Below are 1,798 nucleotides of genomic sequence, written 5' to 3' on the forward strand. Positions count from 1 at the left end.
CAGGACCAGGCCCGGCAATGTTAGCTGAAATGTTCCCCACGCGCGTTCGCTATACCGGGCTGGGCCTGGCTTATTCTCTCTCTAACGCGGTTTTCTCTGGTTGCGCCGGACTGATCATTACCTCCCTGATTAAGCAAACGGGGAATCTGGATATCCCCGCCTGGTACATCATTGTTACGGCTGCGATCAGTATTCCAGCGCTGATGACGCTGAATAAAAAGGATCACTTGCGCTCATTGGACGAAGCCGGGAGTTGAAGGCGCTAGCGTGAGGCCAATGATTTAATTGCCTCGCGTACAGGAATCTCACCGCCGGTCAACTCAACGATCACGCGGCTGACAGCCGGTTGTGCGATGAGCTCAGCCAGCGTCGCCGCCACGTCATCGCGAGGAATGTCGCCATACGGGATCGCCAAACCGGCACACACCTTGACTTGGCCTTTCTCATCCGTCAGCGTGCCGGGGCGTAAAATCACCCAATCCAGATCGCTTTGCGCCAGCTCGACATCTGCTGCTTTCTTCACGCGCATGTAATTTTCGAAGGTGGCGGAGAGGTTTTTGTTTCTGCCAGCTTCGGGAAACGCCGAGACCAACAAAAAGCGCGAGATGCCGGCCTGCTGCGCGGCAGCAACAGCGGTGGTTAATCCTTTGCCATCAATGGCATTAGTCATCTCTTCACCGCCTTTGCCACCGGCACCAGCGGTAAATACCACCACATCGCTGCCCGCCATTAGCGCGGCCAGGGATTTTGCGTCCAGCGCGGTTAAATCGCCGTTAACCGGCTCAGCACCCAGTTCACGCAAAGACTGCTCCTGTTCCGGTTTGCGGAACAGCGGGCGCGCAACGTGCCCGTTTGCGGCCAGCAGTGATGTCAGACGACGGCCAATGTTGCCTGCGCCGCCGATAATAAATACGTTGGACATGAGTACCTCTGCAATTGCGTAGATAAAAGCTAGTCAGTATAGACAACGTCAATCCGCCGGGAAAAAGCTGCGCAGTTTTTGCGTTTCGCGGCCGTGCTGATCCATATTCTCTACCGCCAGCCATTCGCGTAAGGCCTGCTGAATCGCTGGCCATTCGCTATCAATGATCGATAACCAATCGGTATCGCGATTGCGCTGTTTACGCGTCATCGCCTGACGAAAGCGGCCTTCAAAGGTAAAGCCGATACGCTCTGCTGCGCGTCGTGAAGCCAGATTAAGGGAATCACAACGCCATGCAATGCGGCGATAACCGAGCGTGAAGGCCTGCTGCAACAGCAGATATATTGCTTCACTGCCCAACACGTTGCGCTGCATCAGCGGCGACCAGGTGACATGACCAATCTCAATCGCGCCATTCTGCATCTCGATATTGGTGAAACAGACCGCGCCAACCGCTTGCTGCTTAACCTGATCGATCACCGCATAACTGACTAATCCACTGTCGCCGATTTTGTTGGCGACCCAGCCGGTCATCTCAGCTAACGATTGCGGCTGCGATGCGCCGAGCCAGGTCCAGTCGCGATCGTCGGCTGCCAGTGAAAAGGCGGCAAAAAGGGCGGGCGCGTGACTGAGTTGAAGCGGTGTCAGATGGCAAAAACGGCCAGTGAGAATAACGGCGGGCGGGAAGGTGGCGGGCTGCCAGTCGGGTAACGCAAAACCGATGGGCTGACCATATTGATTGTGGTGTATCACTTCATCTCCTTTTACTGGGCTGAAATCGACCATTCAGGGGCTGGCAAAGAAGTGCAGTATGGAGCTGGGAGCGCTTAGAAAACAACAGCAAAAAAATGCCCGTCAGATAAGCCTGACGGGCAT

Annotated in this window: 2 protein-coding genes and 1 pseudogene; 1 reads left to right on the plus strand and 2 read right to left on the minus strand. The window is 55.5% G+C overall.

The genetic code is table 11. The features are described 5' to 3' along the window. A pseudogene (locus RTY00_RS24465) lies at window positions 1-257 on the plus strand (metabolite-proton symporter); the annotation flags it as partial. A 5-nt stretch (window positions 258-262) separates the two neighbouring features. On the opposite strand, the gene RTY00_RS24470 reads toward RTY00_RS24465, so the two are convergent. Together RTY00_RS24470 and RTY00_RS24475 are read right to left on the minus strand one after the other, a co-directional pair. Continuing rightward, window positions 263-922: an NAD(P)H-binding protein gene (locus tag RTY00_RS24470; protein WP_312666704.1), complete on the minus strand. Its 660-nt coding sequence runs from the start codon at window positions 920-922 to the stop codon at window positions 263-265. Window positions 923-970: 48 nt separating this feature from the next. After that, window positions 971-1,672, minus strand: a complete 702-nt coding sequence (locus tag RTY00_RS24475; protein WP_312666705.1) for a GNAT family protein — start codon at window positions 1,670-1,672, stop codon at window positions 971-973. Window positions 1,673-1,798 lie beyond the last annotated feature (126 nt).

It is taken from the genome of Pantoea sp. CTOTU49201 (assembly GCF_032054795.1).
Lineage (GTDB): Bacteria > Pseudomonadota > Gammaproteobacteria > Enterobacterales > Enterobacteriaceae > Pantoea > Pantoea symbiotica.